The sequence below is a fragment of the Tepidibacter thalassicus DSM 15285 genome (genome assembly GCF_900129915.1).
In the GTDB taxonomy this organism is placed as follows: domain Bacteria; phylum Bacillota; class Clostridia; order Peptostreptococcales; family Peptostreptococcaceae; genus Tepidibacter; species Tepidibacter thalassicus.
The window spans coordinates 1-18,404 of record NZ_FQXH01000014.1; the positions used below are offsets into that span (position 1 = coordinate 1).

The following is an 18,404-nucleotide window of genomic DNA, read 5'->3' on the forward strand; positions in this document are numbered from 1 at the left end:
TAATATGAGTATGCTTAAATATTTTTTTGAGAAAAGAGAAGAAGATAATAAATATTTGTTTGAAAATCTAAAGGTAAATAAGTATAAAGATATAATGGATATGCAGGGAAAATACCCAGTTATATATCTGACATTTAAAGATGTGAAAGATGGAAATTTTCAAAAGTGTTATGAAAAAATGAAAGAAATTATATCGAACGAATATTCAAGACATAGATATTTGATAGAAAGACAATATTTAAATGAAGAAGATGAGATATATTTTAAAAACATATTATATAAGAGAGCATCTCAAGTTGAATACGAAACAACCCTTAAAAATTTAAGTAAGTTTTTAAGCGAATATTATAATCAAAAAACAATTGTGTTGATAGATGAATATGATACACCAATACAAAACGGATATTTAAGTGGATACTATAAAGAAATAATAGAATTTATGAGAAATTTTTTGAGTGGTGCTCTTAAAGATAATGAGTATTTGAAAAAGGGAGTGCTTACTGGAATATTAAGAGTAGCAAAAGAAAGTATATTTTCGGGACTAAACAATTTAAAGGTATGTACAATATTAAAAAATCATTATAGTGATAAATTTGGTTTTTTAGAAAGTGAAGTAGAAGAAATATTAAAGCAGTATAATATAGAGTCTGAAATGGATGAAGTTAGAAAATGGTATAATGGATATATATTTGGAGAAAATGTAATATACAATCCATGGTCAATACTTAATTACGTAGATAACTATGAAAAAGGATTTAGACCTTATTGGGTGAATACGAGCAGTAATGATTTAGTAAAAATAGTATTGACAAAAGCAGGAGAAACAGTAAAAAAAGAACTTGAAGATTTGATAAAAGGGAAAACTATTGTAAAACAAATAAATGAAGATATAGTGATGAATGATGTAGAAAATGGAGCAGAAAATGTATGGAGTTTTTTACTTTTTAGCGGGTATTTAAAAGTTATAAATGAAAATTTAAAAATGGGAAGAAGTTTTTGTACATTAGAAATACCAAACTTTGAAGTGAAATATCTATATGAAGAAATAATATTGTCTTGGTTTAAAGAAAGTATTAATAATGAAAAATTTAATTATATGCTAAAAAGTTTGACAACAGGGGATATAGAAACATTTGAAGATATATTTAGTGAGTATATAATAAAAAGTGCAAGCTATTTTGATATAGAGGAAAGTGAAAAGTTCTATCATGCATTTGTGCTTGGAATTTTAGTAGCATTAAATGAAGAATATGAAGTAAAGTCAAATAGAGAAAGTGGATATGGAAGATATGATGTAGCATTAATTCCAAAAGATAGAAATAAACTAGGGATAATTATGGAGTTTAAGAAAGTAAATAAAAGAAGAAAAGAAACATTGGAGATTGCAGCAGATAAAGCAATAGCGCAAATAAAAGAAAAAAATTATAAGCAGGAATTATTGGATATGGGAATCGAAAACATAATAGAGTTAGGAATAGCATTTGAAGGAAAAGAAGTTTTAGTAGTTGAGGGATAAGGAATGCCATGGCACAATCAGCCATGGCAGTTTTTGTGATTGACTAAGGAATTTTTGATATATTTTAAAAATTCTGCGAAATTGTCGAATATTGACAAAATTTTATTAATTAACATATAATATAAGTAAAGTTAATTGTAGATAACTTCACACAATGAAAGAGTTTATAGTGTCTATTAGTTTATTTTAGGCATCTAGGAGTACTCTTAGATGCTTTTTATATATTTTTAAGATATTTTAAGGGGGTTTTTGATGAATAAAAAAAAGGATATTACATTAGGTATTTCGCTTATACCAATAATTTGTTTGATATTGTTTTTGTTTATAGTTGTATTTAAATACAAAGCATCTCCTCATATAGCGTTAATAGGAGCATCTGCTATAGCTGCTTTAGTTGCGGTTTATTTAGGGTATACTTGGAGCGAAATAGAAAAGGGTATATTAAAAAGTATTAATATGGGAATGCAGGCTATAATAATATTAATGATAATTGGTACTATAATAGGTACTTGGATTTTAAGTGGAGTTGTTCCAACTATGATATATTATGGGCTTCAAATACTTTCGCCGTCTATATTTTTAGTTGCAACAGCTGTAATTTGTGCAATAGTAGCGTTATCGACGGGATCGTCTTGGACAACAGTTGGAACTGTAGGGATAGCTCTTATAGGTGTTGGAAAAGGTCTTGGGATGCCTGATTATATGATTGCAGGAGCTATTATATCTGGTAGTTATTTTGGAGATAAAATGTCTCCTTTATCTGATACTACAAATCTTGCTCCAGCCATGGCAGGTACAAATTTATTTGATCATGTAAGACACATGGTATATACAACGGGACCAGCTTTTATAATAGCTTTGATTTTATACGGAGTTATAGGAATTAAGTATTCTAATGGTAATGTTAATTCAGATACTATTAATTTAATATTGAATACATTAAATAGCAGTTTTAATATAAATATATTTTTATTGTTGCCACCTGTACTTGTTATAGCTCTTGTAATATTTAAAGTTCCAGCTATACCAGGTCTTATAGGAGGAACAGTAATAGGAGGAATATTTGCAGTTATTTTCCAAGGCGCAGGGTTAAAGAGTATTATAACTTCTGCTCAAAGTGGATTTTTGTCTGAAACAGGGGTTAAAGTTGTCGATGAATTATTAACTCGTGGTGGATTAGATAGTATGATGGGAACAGTATCTTTAATATTATGTGCTTTAACTTTTGGCGGTATATTGGAAAGTACAGGTATGCTTGAAACAATAGCTCAAAGTATATTAAAATTTGCAAAAGGAACAGGGTCGTTGATATTAGTTACAATAGTATCGTGTATATTTGCAAATTTAGTTACGGGAGATCAATATCTTTCAATAGTAGTACCAGGAAGAATGTATAAGGATGCTTATAGGCAGAGAAGACTTCACCCTAAGAACTTATCGAGAACTCTTGAAGATGCAGGAACTCTTACTTCTTCTTTAATACCTTGGAATACATGTGGAGCTTATATGTCAACTACATTAGGAGTAAGTCCTCTTGATTATCTTCCTTGGGCGTTTTTAAATATAATAAATCCTATAATTGCTGTAATATATGGATATTTAGGATTTACAATTGAATATGTAGATGATAGCTTTTTTGAAGATGAAATAGTATAAAAAACTCCTGAAATTCAGGAGTTTTTTTGTACATATTTTTTAAATTATTTACAGAAAATATTAGAATCAATTATATTTTTTTTAACTTATTTTTAACTTAAATTTAACATTTGAGATGTTTTATTTTGATAAGATAAATAAGTCGGGATTTATTATTACACTAAGGAGGAACAAGGAATATGGCTATGAAAATAGCGTTAGAAATTTTAGGAGGGCTTGGATTATTTTTATATGGAATGAACTTAATGGGTTCAGGTTTGCAAAAGGCGGCTGGTGAAAAGCTTAAAAAAGTAATTGAGCTTTTAACTAGCAATAGATTTATGGGAGTTTTAGTTGGAACACTTGTTACAGCTATTATTCAAAGTAGTAGTGCAACTACAGTTATGGTAGTTGGATTTGTAAATGCGGGAATTATGAAATTAACTCAAGCTGTTGGTGTTATAATGGGAGCCAATATTGGTACTACAGTTACTGCACAACTTGTATCTTTTAAATTAACAGATTTAGCTCCAGTGGCTGTAGGAATAGGTATGATAATATATCTATTTTCTTCAAAAGAAAAGAACAAACAAATTGCTGAAATCTTAATAGGTTTTGGTATATTATTTATAGGTATGGATTTTATGAAACATGCTGTTAAGCCTTTGAGAGAATATGAAGGTTTTACAAGAATGTTAGTTAATTTTGGGCGTAATCCTTTCTTGGGAATTTTAATGGGATTTGTTTTAACAGTAGTAGTTCAAAGTTCTAGTGCTTCTATGGGAATGCTTTTAGCACTTGCATCTGAAGGATTGATGCCTTTATCATCTGCACTTCCAATTCTTTATGGTGATAATATTGGTACTTGTGTTACAGCATTACTTTCAAGTATAGGAGCAAGTAGAAATGCTAAAAGAGCAGCTATTATGCATTTGACGTTTAATATTATAGGAACTATTTTATTTGCTTTTGTATTAACTAAACCTATAATGAGTTTAGTAACTTATTTAGATCCAACTGATGTAACAAGACAAATAGCAAATGCTCATACGTTTTTTAATATTATAAATGTTGTTATTCAATTTCCGTTTGCTATGATTTTAGTTAAAATTGCTATGACTATAGTGCCAGAAAGAGACGATGAAGCATCAGAGTATAAATTGACAAAATATATAGATGAAAGAATACTTGAAACTCCTTCAATTGCCGTTGCTAATACAATTAGAGAAAGTTTGAGAATGGGTAAAAAAGCTGCACAATCATTTGAAAGTGCAATGAATGGATTTTTCAATAAATCAAAACAAGAGATAAAGAAAACATTTGAAAATGAAAGAATAATAAATGATTTAGAAAAAGCAATAATGGAATATATTATAAAACTGTCAAATAAATCTGTATCTGCTGTAAATAGAGAAATAATAGATGGATTATTTCATACTATAAATGATATAGAGAGAGTTGGAGATCATGCAGATAATATAGCAGAACTTGCTATGATTGTTGTGGAAAAAGATTTGCCATTTTCAGACGAAGCTTTGAATGATTTAAAAGTAATGTATGATAAAGTTATGAATGCTTATAAATATTCATTGGAAGCTATGAAAAATGGAGATAGAGATTTAGCTTTTAATGTAATAAAGTTAGAAGAACAGATAGATGGAATGGAAAAGTCGTATAGAAGAAACCATATATATAGATTAAATAATGATATATGTAATACTGAATCTGGTATAGTATTTTTAGATTTAATTAGTAATATGGAAAGAATAGGAGATCATGCTTCTAATATAGCTAAAGCTGTTATAGATGCAGATGTAAGTAAAATATCTTAAAAAATAGGCGTCTAATTGACGTCTATTTTTTATTTTTTGTTACATAGAATTATAAAAGGGGGTGGTAAATTGAACTTTGAGGTTATTGTAAAGTATCATGGGGATTTAGCTAAATTAGAAGAGGAGTTAGGGGTTGAAGTTGAAGTATTAAATGAAAGATTTGCGATAATTACTTTAAAAGAAGAAGATGTAGGAAAACTTCTCAATTATGAAGAAATAGAATATATAGAAAAGCCTTTTATACTTGGTCCTAGTCTTACTAGCTTTGAAGCAAGTGGAATAGATTCTTTTAAGAAAAAAACTGATCTTAGTGGAAAAGGAGTAATTATTGGGATAATAGATTCTGGAATAGATTATAAACATCCTTTTTTTATAAATGAAGATGAAACTTCTAAAATATTGAGTATATGGGATCAAACAAGAGAAGGAAATCCTCCAAAAGGTTTTAAAGAAGGATATGAATATACAAATGAAGATATTAATAAAGCGTTAAGTGGAGAAGAAGAGATTCCTTTTTTTGATCAAATAGGCCATGGCACACATGTGTCAGGCATTGCATCTACTATTGCTCCAAATGCTGACATTATAGTTGTTAAGGTAGGTACTAAAGGTATGGAGTCTTTTGCGAGAACTACTGAATTTATGAGAGCTGTAAAATATATAATAGATAAAGCTGAAACTTTAGGAAAACCTGTTGTTATAAATATAAGTTATGGAACAAATGAAGGACCTCATGATGGAACCTCTTTATTTGAGGAGTATTTAGATGAAATGGCTTTAAGGTGGAAAACATCAATAGTTGTTGCTTCAGGTAATGAAGGAGATAAATCACACCATAAATACGTAAAGCTTAAAGAAAATATGTTAAAACCTATAGAATTTTCGATAGGAGATGGAGAGAGGGATATAAATATTGAAATTTGGAAGAAGTTTTCTGATACTTTTAGTTTTTCGATAGAAAACCCATCTGGTATATCTACTCCTTATATAGATGAAAGTATAGGAGAAATTAATATGGATTTGGGAAATACAAATGTGCGTACATTTTTTTCTAGTACAACTCCATATACTTTAAGAGAAAAAGCTAAAATAAGATTAAAAGGTAATCCGTTTATACAAAAAGGTATATGGAAAATAAATTTAGATGCAAAGGATATAGTTGAAGGGGATGTTGATATATATCTTCCTATATCTGAAAAGTTAAGTAGGGATACAAAATTTTTAGATTCAAGTTTAAATCTTACAGTAACTACTCCGGCAACTTCAAAGAGAGTTATTTCTGTGGGGAGTTATGATTACAATAAAGGTACTTTTTCTGCATTTTCAGGAAGAGGAGATGTTAATAGAAATATTGTAAAACCGGATATAGTAGCTCCGGGAGAAGAAATAGTATCTAGTCTTCCAGGAGGAAGAGTTGGAGCACTTTCTGGAACTAGTATGGCAGCTCCTCATGTAACTGGAAGTTTAGCTCTTTTAATGGAATGGGGAATAGTAGATAAGAATGATCCGTTTTTATATGCTGATAGAATAAAAGCACTTCTTTTAAAAAATGCAATAAGAGATAAGGAGTTTTTAAATTATCCAGATAATATTTGGGGATATGGAAAATTAAATTTGAGAAATATTACAAGTCGAGAAATTAGAAATTTGTATAGGGGGGAGAGTAATAATTTGAAGGAGTATATAGTGGAATATCAAGGAGATGTAGAAGTGGATTTGGGCGAATTAGGAATAGATAAAATTCAAGTATTAGATGATAGATATGCGATAATATATGTTTCAGATGATTTTAATGAACAAATGTTACTTGAAACAGGTAATATAGTTGCGTTAAGAGAACCGGCTAAAATGGTACCGCTTATTGATACTAGTGTAGAAGAGATTGGAGCTAAGTTTTTTCACAATCATCCATATATTCCTCAAACAGGAAGAGGGGTTTTGGTAGCTTTAATAGATTCTGGAATAGATTATTCTCATCCTGATTTTATATTTGAGGATGATACTTCTAAAATAGTGAGTTTATGGGATCAAACACTTGAAGGTAATCCGCCAAAGGGGTTTATTTTTGGAAGGGAATATACAAGAGAAGAAATAAATAAAGCAATTCAAACTGGAGAGAAACTAGAGACTGAAGATGAAACTGGCCATGGAACAAAAGTTGCAGGAATAATAGGAGGAAGAGGAAGAGTAGATACAAAATATGTAGGAGTTGCTCCGGATAGTGAATTTGTAGTTGTAAAATTAAAAGATTATGGAGGATATTATAATGGTTCGGATTTGATGCTTGGAATAAAGTATGCATACGAAAAAGCTAGAGAATTTAAAATGCCTTTAGTTATCAATATATCATTGGGAACAAATGAAGGAAGCCATGATGGAAAAACTATGCTTGAAAGTTATATATACGAGATAACTAGAAATAGAGGAGTAGTGGCTGTAGCAGGAGCAGGAAATGAAGGAGATACTAAGACTCATTATAGTGGGAAGTTTAGTTCAAGTGGGGAAATTCAAGAAGTAGAGTTTAAAGTGGGAGAAAATCAAAAAAATTTGGAAGTTTATATTTGGGGAAGAAAGCCTGATAGAATATCTATTGGATTAGTTTCTCCAACAGGAGATGCTATAGATAAAATACCAGCGAAGCTTAGTGAAACAGAGCTTGTTAAATTTACGATGGAGGGAGTAGAAACAAACGTTACATATAAATTTCCTGATGAACTTACAGGGGATGAATTTGTCTGCATTTCTTTTGAGGATATAAAACCGGGGAATTGGATTATAAGATTGTATGGAGATTATATTGTAGATGGTAGGTATGATATATATTTGCCTAATAAAGTATTACTTGCAAAGGGAACTGAATTTTTAAAGGCAGATCCTTATGGAACTATAGTTACACCTGCTACAGCAGAGGCATTAATAACTGTAGGAGCTTATAATCATAAAGATAATAGTTTATATAGAGCATCATCGAGAGGACCAACTAGGGATGATAGAATAAAACCGGATTTAGTAGCACCTGGAGTTAATATAACAACTACTGTTCCTGGTGGAGGATATGGCAGTTTAACAGGAACAAGTGCTTCAGCTGCTCATACATCAGGTGCTATAGCATTGCTTTTGCAGTGGGGGATTGTAGAAGGAAATGATCCAAGACTTTATACTCAAAAGGTTAAAACTTATTTGATAAGAGGAACTAATATGAGAGAAGGTGATGAGTATCCTAATATATCTTGGGGATATGGAATGCTCAATTTAAGAAGAGCATTTGAAAAAATTAGATCGGTATTTAATTGGAGTTATTCTGAGGAAGCTAAAAAACACAATATATAAAAGGAGTAAAGATGGCTTTACTCCTTTATTTAAGTTCTGCAATTTTGGTTACAGCTACATATATATCGGAAATTTTGTACCATGTTGCAAAATCAACTGTTCCGGTTACAGGGAGTCTAAATATTTCTTGGAATTTTTTAACTGATTCAGCTGTTTCTTTACCATATACTCCATCTACTTTTACTTTAGGTATTGCTGGATAACTTTGAGCAATCCTATTTAATTGTTGTTGAATTGTTCTGACTGGTTTGCCACTAGAACCTATACCTAAAGTGTATCCAGGGTATGATACGGGTACTCCAGTTACAACTTGAGCTCTATCAAATCCAATATCATTTCCATAGAAATATCGTAATATTTCATCGAATGATTTTCCGAGGTCTCCTTGATATTTACTTCCCCATTGAGTCATCCAAGTAGGACATTGAACTTGAACTCCATCACAGTATTGAGCAAGAAGAGGTTGTCTTCTATCGGATGGTCTTTTAAAATACAGGTTGAATATATCATCTACAGCTCTACTTATATTTTGGTATATGTTTCTTCCGTAAATAAATTTATGATCATATGCAGTAGATGATGTTATTGTAAAGTTTTTACCTTTTCCTCTGTACCATTCAGTAAATACTCTATTTAATGTAAATGAAATTATAGCACATATATTTGCATAAATAGTGCTAGTAGGCCAGGTAGAATATATTTCAGATGAAGCTACGTTTTTAATATAGTCTTTATATCTTATCCAGTAATTAGGAGCAGAAGGGTCATCTGGAACTCCATCGTGAACTATTATGAATTCTGGAACTTGGGGATAGTCAAGTACTACAAATCCTGTTGGTGGAGGTATAATCTTGTTGGGTGATTCTGGAATTTTTGGAGGATAATTTCCCCATAGTGTATTTGGACCTATTTCTATGGTAATTGTATTTTGTCTCATAAATCTTGTGTTTTCAATTTTTACCAATTCTATTTGTTGGATAGCGAGTTCTGTTGGAAGTACTTGAACTCCATCTACAATGACATCTATATATCCATCTTTGATTACTTCTACTATATAATCGCTATAAGGTTTTACATCAGAAGGTTTTTGTGAGTACTTTAAATCTGGAGCGGGAACTTCTATTATAGGTGTTTGACCAGATATATCAGTAGGTAGGTTTTCTGCTAATGTTTTTTGAGTGTTTGTATCTTTTGTGTATATATTAACTCTACATTCTTTTATTGGTTGTTTAGTTTTTTTATCTATAACTTCAACTATTAAACTACCTTTCATATTTAAGTCACCTTCCTAACTTTAAAAAGCTCATCTAATATATACCAAGTAGGAGCTATTTTAGTATTTAAAACCCAATAACCAAATCCTTCTAAATCTAGTTGTTTTGCGAGTTCATGTTTATAAAGTTGGCTTAAAGCATCTTCAAAATGAACTTCATGAAGATCTCCTTTTTCATCTGTATATCTAAAATATGGAGTTTTGGATTTATCGTTCCATAAAATTTGAACATTGTTGTCTATGGCTAATTTGTACGCATTTTTTAAAGTAACTGTTTTAGCTGTTTCTTGTTTGTATTTATGAATAAGCCAATCATATCCATAAAGATTCATTCCCATATATATTATGTTATTTGGCATTTTAGTTAAAGCGTAGTCTATTACTTTTTTCATATTAGGTAGTGGAGCTATAGGTTGAGGGTCTCCTCCTACCCATCCCCATTCATAAGTCATAAGATATGCTATGTCTAGGTATTTTCCTAGTTCTTCGTAGTCAAAAAAGCCAACCCAAGGTCTATCTGACCAATCTTGCCATTTAGGAGCTATAGCCATTCCGAGAACTTTATTTTTTTCGTGAAGTTTTTCAGATAATTTTTTTACAAAATTATTAAATAAATACCTGTCTTTTGGATATAAATTTTCAAAATCAAGTATTACTCCTCCGTAATTTTGTTTTACTGTTAAATCTACAATGTTATTAATTAATGTGTCCATGTTATTGGTAAGAACTTCTTTTGCCAAGTCTTTATTGAAATTTTCTCCATCAAAATTAGTTACTACAGGTAGTGGAGTTATGTTATTATCTAAAATAAATTTTGGCAAATCTTCAGGTATTTCGCTTGTTAAATTACCGTCTTTATCTGTTCTTATATCAAATATTGCAATATAAGTAAGTTGTTGAGCTATTTCTTTTATATAGTCATAGTAATTTTTGTATTTAGTTCCTGGCTGAAAAAAAGGAAGTGTTGATACTAATTTCTTTTTGGTTTTAGTGGGTATTTTTATAATTTGACCAGGATAAACAACATAAGGTTGTTTGAGTTTGTTAATATCAATTATATCTTTGTAGTTTATGTTGAATTTTTTTGCTATTTTATATAAAAAATCACCAGCTTTTACTTTGTAATTAAAATAATCTTTGTTAGAATTTTTTGTTATTGAAGGAATTAAAAGGTTCATTCCAACAGCTAATTTATCATTATATGGAAGATCGTTAGCCTTTACAATTTCATCTATAGGAATGTTGTATTTTTTTGAAATATTATAAAGGCTATCTCCTTTAACTACTTTATATATTTCCATTTTATCCCTCCTAAATTAAACTATTATATAATATGAAAAAAAATATATTTTGTTAAGTGATTTTGGGAAATATAATAGATATAAATAAGTATAGGAGGAACTTTATTATGGAATTAAAACTTTTACTTATAGCGATAGCTCCGGGATTAGCATTGGCTTTTGGTATATATCTTACAGATAGATATGATAAAGAACCGGTTGATCTTTTGCTTAAAGTATTTATATTAGGGTGTTTATCAGTAATTCCTACTTTAGCAGTTGAAAGATTTTTAAGTATGTTCAATGTATTTTCAGGTATTATGTGGCCTTTATATACATCATTTGTAGTGGCTGGATTTACAGAGGAATTTTTTAAAAGATTTGTTGTATTAAAAAGTGCGTTTAAAAGTCATCATTTTAATGAAAAACTAGATGGTATAGTTTATTGTACATTTTCTGCACTTGGTTTTGCTACTGTTGAGAATGTAGTGTATGTTGTATTTAGATTTGCATCAAATTATTATGTGGGAATAGGTAGAGGGCTATTTTCTGTTCCAGCTCATATGTTATTTGGTATAACAATGGGGTATTATCTTTCTTTAGCTAAATATTGTGTTGAAGGAAAAGGAAAGTGTAGAGAATTTTTGAGAAAATCTCTTATAGTGCCTGTGGTTTTGCATGGTATATTCGATTTTATTTTGATGTCAAATACACCTATACTTATGGTATTATTTATTCCGTATGTGTTATACTTATGGAAGATTAATTTAGATAGATTAAATGAGTATACTAAAAATTCGAGGGATATATTTGGAAGAATCAATAATAAAAGGAGAGAAGAATTTTGATTAGTTTGCCACAAAAATTTTTAGAAGATATGAAAAAAATTTTAGGTGAAGAATATGACGAGTTTTTAAAATCTTATGAAGATAAAAAAACTACAGGACTTAGAGTTAATACTTTAAAAGTATCTGTAGAGGATTTTTTGAATATGGGGATATTTAATTTAACTCCTATTTCTTGGAGTGAAGAAGGTTTTTATTATGATGAAGATGAGGTAAGACCAGGTAAAAATCCTTTACATGAAGCTGGTATTTATTATCTTCAAGAGCCTTCTGCCATGGCTGTAGTTCCCAATTTAGATATAAAAGAAGGGGATAAGGTGTTAGATATCTGTGCAGCACCTGGTGGAAAATCTACATATATAGCTTCAAAATTAAATGGAAAAGGGCTTTTAATATCTAATGAGATAAACAAAACAAGAGTAAAAGCTTTAGGAGAAAATATAGAAAGATTTGGAGTTAAAAATGTTATAATAACTAATTCATCTGCTAAAGATTTAGAGAAAATATTTAAAGGGTATTTTGATAAAATAATCGTAGATGCACCTTGTTCAGGTGAGGGAATGTTTAGAAAAGATGAGGGAGCAATAAAAGATTGGTCATACAATAAAGTATTGGAATGTAAAAGCATACAAGAAGAACTACTAAAAAGAGCTTATAATATGTTAAAAGAAGGTGGAATACTAGTATATTCTACATGTACATTTTCAAGAGAAGAAAATGAAGATGTTGTAAATGAATTTTTGAGTAAACATGAAGATGTTGATATTTTAAAAATGGAAAGACTTTGGCCTCATAAAATAAAGGGAGAAGGTCATTTTGTTGCAAAAATGAAAAAAGCTTCTCAAACTGAAAGTAAAGTAAAAACGACTAAAATAAAAAAACTTACAAGTGAAATAAAAAATTTTAGAGAATTTGAAAAAAGTTTTTTAAATATAAAAATAGAAGGTAATTTAGAGTTAAAGGGAGATAATTTATATTTAGTTCCAGATGAATATCCGAGTTTAAAAGGAATAAAGGTTTTAAGAAGTGGGTTACATATTGGAACTTTAAAGAAAAATAGATTTGAACCATCTCATGCATTATCTCATTATTTAAAAAAGGAAGATGTGAAATATGTACATAATTTAAATTTAAATTCTAAAGAAGTAATGGATTACTTAAGGGGAAATACATTAAATACAGGAAAAAGTAGAGGATGGGTATTAGTTACTGTGGAAGGGTTTCCTTTAGGATGGGGAAAAGAATCTAATGGAGTACTTAAAAATCATTACCCAAAGGGACTTAGGATAAAATATTAGGCTGTCATTTTTTATGACAGCCTTTTGTAAATTATTTTGTAAGTATATGTACAATTTCTTCTAAAGAAGAACCTTTTTTTATTTTATAAGTACCTGCTTTAATGGCATTTTCTAAATTAGAATTTTTAAGGGTATTTAAAAAATCATTTACTGAATTAATTAGACCTAAATTTTTCAGATTTTGAGCTATTTTAATTCCAGTTTCACCTGAGTTGATTTTAAAGTTAACTACTTCTTGTATAGTTACTTTGGGTTTTTTGTTAGAATTATTTTCATTAATGGAATTATTATGCGTTTTATTTTCGGTTTTTATTTTTTGGTCAATTGCAATTGTACTTTTTGCTTCGTTAAAATCAAACCAGCCATAAAGTTGCCATCCTATTGTAGATATTATTATTAAAAGAAGTACAAAGCCTAAAATTAAGTCACTTATTTCGTAAAGAATATTTTTTAATTTCTCCAAATTTTTTCCTCCTTTTTGAAGATTTTCTAATTTAATGAGTTTTGTAATTATCTATATATTTTAGGATATCAGTAGAGATTTGTAAATTCAATATAAAAATTAAATAAAAAAATGAAGGAAAATGTTATCAAATGTAGAATATTATATAAGTTCCATGTATTAATAAATAAAAGGAGGTTTTAAATTGAAGAAAAAAATATCTATATTACTTATAATGGCATTATTAATAAGCATAGTTACGCCTATAGGGGTTGTTGCAAATGAAAAAGAAACTAACATAACTATAATTGGAACTAGTGATGTTCATGGAAGAATATTTCCTTGGGATTATGCGTTGGATTCAGAAGATAATGATGCAGGATATTTAAAAATAGCATCAGTAGTAAAAGAGATAAGAAGTAAAAATAAAAATGTAATTTTAGTAGATGCAGGAGATACAACTCAAGATAACTCTATTGAGCTTTTTCAAAATGAAGAGAAAAATCCAATAATAGAGGTTATGAACGATATAGGATATGATACATGGACATTAGGTAATCATGAATTTAACTTTGGACTTGATAAATTAAATAAAGCAGTTAAAACATCTAAAGCAGCAGTTCTCGCAGGAAATATATATAAGGAAAATGGAGAGAGAGCATTTGACGCTTATAAAATAGTAGAAAAAGATGGAGTTAAAATAGCGATAATAGGTATGACTACACCAAATATACCTAGATGGGAAGCTTCAACTCCAGAACATTTCAAGGGACTTGTATTTAAAAATCCAGTTGATGAAACTAAAAAGGTTATAAATGAGTTAAAAGGAAAAGTAGATGTATTTATAGGAGCATTTCATATGGGACTTGACAATGAATATACAGATTTTGATGGAACAAAAGCTGTAATTGAAGCAAATCCTGAGCTTGCAGCTGTTATTATGGGACATGCTCATAGTGATATTTCTGGTGAAATGATTGGGAATACAATAGTTGTTGAGCCTAAAAGTTATGGAAATAGAGTGTCTAAAATAGATTTAAAACTTAGAAATGAAAATGGAAAGTGGATTGTTGTAGATAAAAAAGCAGAAAATATAAATACTAAAGATTATCCGGTAGATAAAAAATTAGAAGAAAAATACAAGAGAATTCATGAAATTTCTAGAAAAGATGCAAATACTGTGATTGGAACTGTAACAGAAGATTTTATAAAAGATACTCAAGTATTACCAGGAATACCGAGAGTTCAAGTTGAAGATACAGCTTTGATAGACTTTATAAATGAAGTTCAAATGCACTATTCTGGTGCTGATATATCAGCTGCTGCGGCTTTTAAAAGCGATATGAATCTTTTAAAGGGAGATTTTAAGAAAAAAGATGTAGCAAATATATACAAATATGCAAATACATTAATTGGAGTAAAAGTTACAGGAAAGCAATTAAAAGATTATATGGAATGGTCAGCTAGATATTTTAATAGATATAAAGATGGAGATGTAACAATAAGCTTTAATCCTAATATAAGAGGATATAATTATGATATGTTTTCTGGAGTTGAATACGATATAGATATTTCAAAACCAGAAGGACAAAGAATAGTAAATCTTAAATTTAAAGGAAAACCAGTTACAGATGATATGACATTTGTTTTAGCAGTAAACAATTATAGATTTGGAAATATGGTTAAAGATGGATATTTTAGAGCAGAAGATAAAGTTTATGATTCATCTGAAAAATTTGCAGATGGAAGTATAAGAAATCTCATTGTACAGTATGTAAAAGAAAAGAAAACTATATCTCCAAAAGTCGACAATAATTGGAAAATAATCGGTATAGATTTAAATAATCCGTTAAAAGATACTGTTTATAAATTAGTTAAAGAAGGAAAAATAAAAGTTCCAACTTCAGAAGATGGAAGAACTCCAAATGTAAAATCTTTAAATGTATATGAGCTTCAAAAAATGGGATTAATTCCTACTGGACAAATTGAAGTAAAAGGAGAACAGTCTAAAGAAGTAGTTAAAGAGAATGTAGAGAAAACTTATGTAGTTAAAAAAGGAGATGTACTTTGGAAAATAGGTAAAAAGTTTAATGTTGATTGGAAAATTTTATCTAAATACAATAATTTAAAAAATCCAAATTTGATATATCCAAATCAAACAATTAAAATACCTACAATGTAATTTTAAAAGGCCCTAAATTTAGGGTCTTTTTTGTACTTTAAGGTTTAAATGTGTTAATAATTTAAATAATATGAATATCATAATATAATACTAGTTATAAATTAAAATTTACAGGAGTTGATTATATGGGAAGTATAGATAAAAAATACGAATTTGTAATATTAAAATTTTTGAGCAGGTATAATTACGATGCAGTAGTAGATATACTAGAGGAGTTGGGAATAACAGATGGAGATTTACATATACTTGTCAGTTCTTGTAAATCTTCAGTTAATTTTGATTTTAAAACTTCTATAAAAAAGATAGATAGTTTGACACCTAAAATTAAAAATAGAAAGGAAATAAAAGCACTTAGAAGAAACTTGATAGATTTACTAGATGGGGAACCAGAAGCTATATTTTCTGAGTTTATAGAGAATATAAAAATACAGCTTATAAATGAAGAATATATAGATTTTTTAGGTAGAATATACAGATTAAAGGAAGCACTTTTTAAATATATATTTGTTAAAAATCAATCTGGGAAAGATAAAATATCAATGCTTGGGTATATGGTATTTAAAAAAAATATATTGAATATATTGAGAAAGAGGTATAATATATATACGAGTAATTTGACTTATGGTATAACTAAGTATATAAATAAATATGTAAGAAAAACTAGAAAATTAAGTAGAGCGCTTGAAATACTGAATAGTGAAAAATTGGAAAAATTAATAAAATTGAGAAATGACTGTCCAGTTGGCCATGGATTTAAAGGGGTGAGTAAAGAGGACATAGAATCTATATATGGAAAGCCTTTTGAAGTTGTAGATGATTTTATAAGTGCATGTGAATATTTAGATTTTGATATAAAATTTGATAAATACGATGATATAAATAATATGATAATAGACTTAATGAGTAAATATATAATCAACAAAGGAGATGAGTGTTATGAATGATAAACTGAAAAAGGAAATTATAGAATGGGTTAAAACTATTGCAATATCGCTTGTAATAGCATTTGTTATAACTCAGTTTATAAGACCAACTCTTGTAAAGGGATATTCGATGTATCCAACACTTGAAGAAAATGATTATCTTATAATAAATAAAATACCTTACACAATTCACGAACCAGCTAGAGGAGATATAGTAGTTTTTAAATCTCATTTAACTCAAGAAAATGGAAAAGAAAAGGATTTGGTAAAAAGGGTTATAGCTGTACCTGGAGATAAAATAAAAATTATAAATGGAAAGGTTTATGTAAATGGTAAAGAACTTAAAGAAACTTATATAAATGGGAATTATACAGATGGATATATAGATACTACTGTTCCAGAAGGATATATATTTGCAATGGGAGATAATAGACCTAATAGTTTGGACAGTAGAGACCCTAGAGTTGGTATGGTAAGTGAAGATGATATAATAGGAAGGGCTTTTTTAAGACTTTATCCATTTAATAAGATTGGAATTTTGAAGTAGGGTGATTTTATTGAAATTAGGCATATCGGCCATGGCATATGATATAAAAGAAAAAATAGAAATATGTAAAGAATTGAAATTCAATCATATAGAGGTTGGAATAGATAATTTAGAAGATTGGAATTTTTTGTATGAACAAATAGAAAAATTGAAAAGAAATGATATAAGTATTGGTATTCATATGCCAATGGAGTTAAATACATGTGAAACTGTAAAATATATAAATAAATGTTGGGTTGATTTTTTCCTAGAAAATTATAAAAGAGGTAAATTATTGAATGTAAAATATTATAATTTACATTTAGGTTATGGATTGAAAAATAGAGTGAAAAAACAGAGAAAAAATTATTTGGATAATACTGTACATTTTTTATTAATGCTAATAAAAAAAATGACCGATATAGATATATATATTGAAAACACATATTCTTTAGATGGGGATTTGGTTAATTTAGGAAATGATGCAGGTGATTTTGAATATATATTTAAAAATGTAAAAAGCGAAAATTTAGGATTTTGTTATGATACAGGACATAATTTAATAGATAAAAGTGATTATTTGAACAAGTTACATAGTTATATTAAGTTAATACATTTAAGTGATAACGATGGAAAAAGTGATTTACATATGGGATTAAATGAAAATGGTCTATTAAGGGAAGAAGATATAAAATATTTATTAAAATTAAAAAATGTCAAATACATTGTTTTAGAAATGGATAAAAAATTTTTCCAAACTAGTAAAAATATCATTTTAAAAAATTTATAAATAAAACCTCTTAAAAAAAGAAAAAATAATATTGATTTTAAAAAAATAGGAGGTTTTAAATATGAAAGTAAGAGATATAATGACAAAAGATGTATCATATGTAGATGTAAATTCTAATATAGCAAAGGCTGCTGATATTATGAGAACTTTAGATGTGGGAATAGTTCCTGTTTGTGATGAAAACAAAACTCCTGTTGGAGTAATAACAGATAGAGATATAGTTTTAAGAAGTATTACAGATACAGTAAATGCTAATCAAAATGTAGAGAGTATAATGAGCAGAAATGTTGTAAGTGTAACTCCTGATACTGATGCTCATGAAGCAGCTGAATTGATGGCTAGAAATCAAATAAGAAGACTTCCAGTTGTTGAAAATAACAAATTGGTAGGAATGCTTTCTTTAGGGGATTTAGCAGTTGTAAATATACATGTAAATGAAGCTGGTGAGGCTTTGAGCCATATTTCAGAACCATCAAAACCGGGAAACAAAATGTATTAAAAATATTTATATATTTACAATTCAAAGGGAGCA

14 protein-coding genes are annotated in these 18,404 nt (G+C 28.7%); 11 read left to right on the forward strand and 3 right to left on the reverse strand.

Features of this window, described 5'->3' with window-relative positions; genetic code table 11:
• The 4 genes from BUA19_RS07015 to BUA19_RS12015 all read left to right on the forward strand — a co-directional run.
• On the forward strand, positions 1 to 1,516 hold a 1,516-nt coding region (locus BUA19_RS07015; protein ID WP_072725097.1), incomplete at its 5' end, for an AAA family ATPase.
• 252 nt (positions 1,517 to 1,768) lie between these two features.
• Positions 1,769 to 3,172: a Na+/H+ antiporter NhaC gene (gene nhaC, locus BUA19_RS07020; RefSeq protein WP_072725099.1), complete on the forward strand. Its 1,404-nt coding sequence runs from the start codon at positions 1,769 to 1,771 to the stop codon at positions 3,170 to 3,172.
• A gap of 185 nt (positions 3,173 to 3,357) precedes the next feature.
• The gene (locus BUA19_RS07025; protein ID WP_072725179.1) at positions 3,358 to 4,983 is read left to right on the forward strand and encodes a Na/Pi cotransporter family protein; all 1,626 of its coding nucleotides are present in this window, start codon (positions 3,358 to 3,360) and stop codon (positions 4,981 to 4,983) included.
• 69 nt (positions 4,984 to 5,052) lie between these two features.
• Positions 5,053 to 8,313 (forward strand): S8 family serine peptidase, encoded by a 3,261-nt coding sequence (locus BUA19_RS12015; RefSeq protein WP_072725101.1) that lies wholly within the window; start codon positions 5,053 to 5,055, stop codon positions 8,311 to 8,313.
• A gap of 25 nt (positions 8,314 to 8,338) precedes the next feature.
• Here the strand turns inward: BUA19_RS12015 and BUA19_RS07035 are convergent, their stop codons facing one another.
• The gene (locus tag BUA19_RS07035) at positions 8,339 to 9,586 is read right to left on the reverse strand and encodes a peptidoglycan-binding domain-containing protein (RefSeq protein ID WP_072725103.1); all 1,248 of its coding nucleotides are present in this window, start codon (positions 9,584 to 9,586) and stop codon (positions 8,339 to 8,341) included.
• A gap of 2 nt (positions 9,587 to 9,588) precedes the next feature.
• Entirely contained in the window at positions 9,589 to 10,887 is a 1,299-nt protein-coding gene (locus BUA19_RS07040; protein WP_072725105.1) for a LysM peptidoglycan-binding domain-containing protein, read from the reverse strand.
• 107 nt (positions 10,888 to 10,994) lie between these two features.
• Here BUA19_RS07040 and BUA19_RS07045 point away from each other — a divergent pair, with 107 nt between their 5' ends.
• Positions 10,995 to 11,714: a PrsW family intramembrane metalloprotease gene (locus BUA19_RS07045; protein ID WP_072725106.1), complete on the forward strand. Its 720-nt coding sequence runs from the start codon at positions 10,995 to 10,997 to the stop codon at positions 11,712 to 11,714.
• Complete coding sequence (locus BUA19_RS07050; protein WP_143145391.1) at positions 11,711 to 13,009, forward strand: RsmF rRNA methyltransferase first C-terminal domain-containing protein; 1,299 nt, start codon at positions 11,711 to 11,713, stop codon at positions 13,007 to 13,009. The genes BUA19_RS07045 and BUA19_RS07050 overlap by 4 nt, the downstream gene beginning before the upstream one ends.
• A 31-nt stretch (positions 13,010 to 13,040) precedes the next feature.
• Here BUA19_RS07050 and BUA19_RS07055 read toward each other — a convergent pair whose 3' ends face one another.
• Positions 13,041 to 13,472, reverse strand: a complete 432-nt coding sequence (locus BUA19_RS07055) for an MltG/YceG/YrrL family protein (protein WP_072725109.1) — start codon at positions 13,470 to 13,472, stop codon at positions 13,041 to 13,043.
• A gap of 184 nt (positions 13,473 to 13,656) precedes the next feature.
• Here BUA19_RS07055 and BUA19_RS07060 point away from each other — a divergent pair, with 184 nt between their 5' ends.
• The 5 genes from BUA19_RS07060 (at position 13,657) to BUA19_RS07080 (ending at position 18,371) form a co-directional block, all read left to right on the forward strand.
• Positions 13,657 to 15,633, forward strand: coding sequence for a 5'-nucleotidase C-terminal domain-containing protein (locus BUA19_RS07060; protein ID WP_084601983.1), 1,977 nt, complete (start codon positions 13,657 to 13,659; stop codon positions 15,631 to 15,633).
• A gap of 125 nt (positions 15,634 to 15,758) precedes the next feature.
• Positions 15,759 to 16,577 carry a hypothetical protein gene (locus tag BUA19_RS07065; protein WP_072725111.1) on the forward strand — a complete coding sequence of 273 codons (819 nt, stop codon included), beginning with the start codon at positions 15,759 to 15,761 and terminating at the stop codon, positions 16,575 to 16,577.
• Positions 16,570 to 17,103: a signal peptidase I gene (gene lepB, locus BUA19_RS07070; RefSeq protein ID WP_072725113.1), complete on the forward strand. Its 534-nt coding sequence runs from the start codon at positions 16,570 to 16,572 to the stop codon at positions 17,101 to 17,103. The genes BUA19_RS07065 and lepB overlap by 8 nt, the downstream gene beginning before the upstream one ends.
• Positions 17,104 to 17,113: 10 nt before the next feature.
• The gene (locus BUA19_RS07075) at positions 17,114 to 17,872 is read left to right on the forward strand and encodes a sugar phosphate isomerase/epimerase family protein (protein WP_072725115.1); all 759 of its coding nucleotides are present in this window, start codon (positions 17,114 to 17,116) and stop codon (positions 17,870 to 17,872) included.
• A 61-nt stretch (positions 17,873 to 17,933) separates the two neighbouring features.
• A complete protein-coding gene (locus BUA19_RS07080) occupies positions 17,934 to 18,371 on the forward strand; it encodes a CBS domain-containing protein (RefSeq protein WP_072725117.1) in 438 nt (145 codons plus the stop codon).
• The last annotated feature ends 33 nt before the right edge of the window (positions 18,372 to 18,404 follow it).

Excerpts from the sequence above, each read along its gene's own strand:
- nhaC (WP_072725099.1), top strand. The coding sequence starts at position 1,769 with ATGAATAAAAAAAAGGATATTACATTAGGTATTTCGCTTATACCAATA.
- BUA19_RS07025 (WP_072725179.1), top strand. The coding sequence starts at position 3,358 with ATGAAAATAGCGTTAGAAATTTTAGGAGGGCTTGGATTATTTTTATAT.
- BUA19_RS07035 (WP_072725103.1), bottom strand. The coding sequence starts at position 9,586 with ATGAAAGGTAGTTTAATAGTTGAAGTTATAGATAAAAAAACTAAACAA.
- BUA19_RS07040 (WP_072725105.1), bottom strand. The coding sequence starts at position 10,887 with ATGGAAATATATAAAGTAGTTAAAGGAGATAGCCTTTATAATATTTCA.
- BUA19_RS07045 (WP_072725106.1), top strand. The coding sequence starts at position 10,995 with ATGGAATTAAAACTTTTACTTATAGCGATAGCTCCGGGATTAGCATTG.
- BUA19_RS07065 (WP_072725111.1), top strand. The coding sequence starts at position 15,759 with ATGGGAAGTATAGATAAAAAATACGAATTTGTAATATTAAAATTTTTG.
- lepB (WP_072725113.1), top strand. The coding sequence starts at position 16,570 with ATGAATGATAAACTGAAAAAGGAAATTATAGAATGGGTTAAAACTATT.
- BUA19_RS07080 (WP_072725117.1), top strand. The coding sequence starts at position 17,934 with ATGAAAGTAAGAGATATAATGACAAAAGATGTATCATATGTAGATGTA.